Annotated in this window: 4 protein-coding genes; all 4 read right to left on the bottom strand. The window is 62.6% G+C overall.

The genetic code is table 11. From position 1 onward, the window contains the following. The coding region (locus tag ACH2EI_RS19445; RefSeq protein WP_395161229.1) for a sugar ABC transporter ATP-binding protein at nt 1-1,391 on the bottom strand (1,391 nt) is incomplete at its 3' end. A 45-nt stretch (nt 1,392-1,436) separates the two neighbouring features. Beyond that, the gene (locus tag ACH2EI_RS19450; protein ID WP_395155220.1) at nt 1,437-2,639 is read right to left on the bottom strand and encodes a sugar ABC transporter substrate-binding protein; all 1,203 of its coding nucleotides are present in this window, start codon (nt 2,637-2,639) and stop codon (nt 1,437-1,439) included. Between the two features lie 148 nt (nt 2,640-2,787). After that, the gene (locus ACH2EI_RS19455; RefSeq protein ID WP_395155221.1) at nt 2,788-3,546 is read right to left on the bottom strand and encodes a nuclear transport factor 2 family protein; all 759 of its coding nucleotides are present in this window, start codon (nt 3,544-3,546) and stop codon (nt 2,788-2,790) included. A gap of 11 nt (nt 3,547-3,557) precedes the next feature. Continuing rightward, a partial coding sequence (locus tag ACH2EI_RS19460; protein ID WP_395161231.1) for a TrmB family transcriptional regulator occupies nt 3,558-4,267 on the bottom strand: 710 nt, incomplete at its 5' end.

The raw sequence follows: 4,267 nt of genomic DNA on the forward strand, positions 1-4,267 counted from the left end.
CCGCCCGCCGCCGCTTCGGCGACGTGCTGATAAATCGCAGCCTTTGCTCCCACATCGACGCCCTGCGTCGGCTCATCAAGCAGGAGTACTCTCGGGTCGGTTCGCAGCCATCGTGCGAGCACTGCCTTCTGCTGATTCCCGCCGCTGAACTTCTCCATGCGGCGTTCCAAAATCGGGGGCTGCACGTCGAGCCGTTCGGCCCATTCACGAGCAACCTCGTTCACCGCTCGCCGCCGGAGCAAAATGCGTCCTTGCACCGGACCCAGACGCGGAAGTGGGATGTGTTCGCTCAGCCGCTCCTGCATATCCAGGCCGACAGTCTTTCGCTCAGCAGGAACGAGAGCAACTCCGGCTCGAATGGAATCGCGGGGTGTAGCGAACACTTTGCGCTTGTGGATGAGCACTTTGCCCATGAAGCGCGGTGTGGCCCCGAACATTGCGTTCGCGATCTCTTCGCGGCCGGACCCGACGAGCCCGGCAAACCCGAGCACTTCGCCGGCGTGCAACTTGAAGCTCACATTTCGCAAAACAACGCCAGACACCATTTCGGCTTCCAGCGCTGGGCGGCCGGGCGCAGGCGTACGGCTCGGAAAGAGATCTTCGACTGGGCGACCGACGATCAGTTCGACCAGTGACCGTTCGTCGAGATCCGCCACATCGATGCCTTCGGCAACGACTTTTCCATCGCGGAGGACGGTGACGCGATCGGCCAGTTCGAGCACTTCGTCGAGCATGTGGCTCACGAACAAAACGCCGGCTCCGTGCTGTGCAACCCGTCGCACTTCGCTGAACAGCGCATCAACTTCGCCACGGTTCAGCGACGCTGTTGGTTCATCAAGCACGAGCAGACCATCTCCGGATTCGTCCCAATCCTGGAGTGCCCGCACAATCGCCACGGCGGCGCGTTCAGCTGCCGACAGCGTGGCGACAGGTTGACGCCCATCGGGTGCGAGCCCGAAACGCAAGAGCAACTCTTGTGCGCGCTGCACCTCGTGTCGCCACAAAATGCGGCCTCCGAGACCCTGGGCATACCCGCGTCCAAGACCAAGATTCTCGACGGTCGAAAGCGTCGGAACGAGGCCGAGATCTTGATGGACGATACGAATCCGCTGACGGTCCTGCTGCGCGAGATGCCACAGGTCGACACGCGAGCCGGCGAGGTCGACGTCGCTGCCATGGTCGGCCTTGACATAGCCACCGAGCAGTTTGATCAGTGTCGACTTGCCCGAGCCGTTCTGTCCGACGAGGGCATGGACCTCGCCTGATCGGACCTGGAGGCGCGCGCTGTCGAGCGCGACCTGGCCCGGGTAGGTCTTGGAAAGCGAGCGAATATCAACGACCGGAGCACCACTCAAATCCGTGGTGCTCCGGTCGACAAGAAGATCGGTCATCGATGCATCATCCCATCACACATCGTGGCCGTACCCGAGCAGCGATCAGCCGGCCCAGATTGTCTCGAACTGATTCTGGAAACCAACCACACCGGGCCACAACACTGTTGGGTCCGCGATCGAGTCAGCTTCAAGAATCTGCAGTGGCAGTCCACCGGCAAGGATGTCGGGGTGGCCGTTGATCACTGCGTTCGGCGGGGTGTCGGCGCGGCCGGGACCTTCGCCAGCCAGAATGCGCGCTGCGGCGTCGATAGCACGCCAGCCCAACAGTTCCGAGGCGATGCCGACTTCGGCGACCTGATGTTGACCGCTGGTGATGAACCCGAAGTTGAGTGGGCCACCAGCTTGTGAAATCGCCTTGGCCTGATCACCGAGATCGGCGGCCGCGATTGCTTCAGGGACGCCGAACAGCATCCCACCGAAGGCGTAGGCCACCATGTCGATGCCTGGGTTCGCCTGCAGTTCAGACACCATGGTGCCGGGCAAGTTGGTGCCAAGGTCGGTGACCGCGACCTCGATCACCTTGACCGTGCAGTCCGGGCACGTCGTGCTGATCTCGTCTTCGAAACCTTGCTGCACGGTGGACAACACTGGGAAGGTCGGGAGCCCGACGAACAGAACCTCTTTGGTCGTGCTGGTTACCGCCGCGTAGTCGGCCATGAGCACGCCGTAGAAGTAGTAGTCGTCGTCGGTGAGGAGGTTCACGCTGATGCCTTCGCCGGGCTCATATCCCTCGGGCAGCGACCACGTGACGAGCGGAATTCCTTGCTCTTCCAATGTGGCCAGCTGAGAGGCGAACCATTCGCGCGGGTTTCCGCTTGCGAGCACAACATCGGGCTGTGCGGCGATCGCTGCGTCGAATGCGGTGGCAACCGTGTCAGGCGTGTCCTGGTGGGACGCCACTTCGAGGTCCCAGCCGGCAGCGACAGATGCTGCTTCGAGGCCGACGGCGATCTCGGCGCACGCAGAAACGCTGCACTGCACGTAGAACACCTTGGTGCCTGGCTCGATCGCAATCGGCGCGCTGAGCGGCAGCTCATTGAGCGGTTGGCGGAACGCTGCGACTCTGGCTTCGGCGTCTCCACCAACCGGTGTCTCGTCGACCGATTCGGTGGCCGGCTCCTCGGTCGACTCCTCGGTGGGTGCCGTACCCGGATCGTCGTCGCTGCCGCACGCAGCGACAGCAAGCCCGCACACGGCGAGGCCGGCGACGAGGCGCCGAGTTATGGATCGATTATGAACTCGCATGATGATTATCCCCTAGCTCAGTCGAGAGTTCCCCCCTCGAAGAAAATTAACAGTAGCCGATCTCGCCAAAGCGTCGCTAGTCCACTGACGACGCTTCGGTGAGACGGCGTTCGACCCGTACTTTCTGCGGGCCTGCCAAGAGGCGCTGTCAGAAGTCGGGTGTGGCCAACGTGACCGTTTGTCGCACGATTCGCCCTGCGGTCACGACGTAGTCGTCGGTGCCGCTTGCGATCATTTCAGCGCTTTGCGAGTTCGATGACATTGTCCACGAGACTTCGACGCAGCCGGGCTCGGTCGTGATCACGTTGTCGAACACGAGTGCCCGCCCAGACATCCGAATCGGAATGGTGTCGAAGTAATCGGCAATCGAGGCCCACCCGGTCCGTCGGTCTTCCCCGCGAATAAGCACCGCATCGATGGCGTAGTCAGCAGCCATTCCGAGCGGGTCTTGGCGCGCCACCGCGGCGAGGTGCCGTTGCACGACGTCGACCGCCGATCGCTCCACGCCGCGTCGGAGAATCTCGTCGATCCGGTCTCGCCACTCAGCGAGATCGACATAGTCGCGAACGCCAGTGACCAGTTCGGTGTTCGTGTCGACGAGGAACACCCCGTTGCAGCGCACGTTGTGCTCGTCGTCGTCGATCAAGAAACTGTCGGTGCGCTCGATCCATGCGACACCGTCGCCATGCGCAGCGCTGATGATCGACCAGCGCACGCGATCGGACGGACACACGATGGAGGCGAACATCGCCACCACGGCGTCGCGTCCGTTGGTCGGTTCGTGAGGGACGTTTTGCCAGGTGCAATCGACCGACAGCATCGCGGCAATTCGCCGTAGATCTCGCGACTCAATCGCATCGAACAATGCTTGGACGACTCGTTCGGTCGTCGCTACTCCAGATTGCACGTTGCGGTCCATCAACTGTCTTTAAAAGCCGAGACGATCCCCAGGGCCGCTGCGTCGCGAAGCGCCTCGAGATCGGGATCGCGAGCCCAAAAATCGGTGAACCCGGCCGCCTCCAAGTGCTCGGCGGTGAGTTGCAGTGCGATGTCGTGGCGGACGTGTTCGGCGGCGAGCAACGCCACCACCCTGTCATCACTCCAGATACCCCAGACGTCGTCGCCCGTAACGCCAGCGATGACTGCTTGGTCGTGGTCGGCGATGACGATCGACATGCGACAACCGAGTCGTTCGAGCACGACGTCGGGTGTGCTGTAGGAGTGGGTGTACACCCGCCCTGCGAGCGACCCCACGTCGCCGTACGCAATCGTGAAGGAATCGACGCCCCGCGCGATCGCCTGATCGACCGCTGTCACGAATTCAACCGACTCGTCCGGCCAGATCGACAGCCAGACCGACCGCTTCGCACTTTCGATCACATCGATCGAACGGGCGATCACATCGGCGCGGCCGCTGAGATGCTGCACCACTCGCGCAGTGACGGCAGCACCGATCTGGGGAAGCGCTTGTTCGAGACCGCCGATCGTGGAGTGCGTCTGCCGGCGGAGTCGACCGATCAGCGCGTCGACGTCCAGCGGCACGTACGAGACCGCGTCACTTTCGACTTTGACTTCGAACGCAGCGCCCCGAGCGACGAGTTTGCCGAGGGTCTCGTACACGGTGCTGC

The sequence above is a fragment of the Ilumatobacter sp. genome, assembly GCF_041688325.1.
GTDB lineage: Bacteria > Actinomycetota > Acidimicrobiia > Acidimicrobiales > Ilumatobacteraceae > Ilumatobacter_A.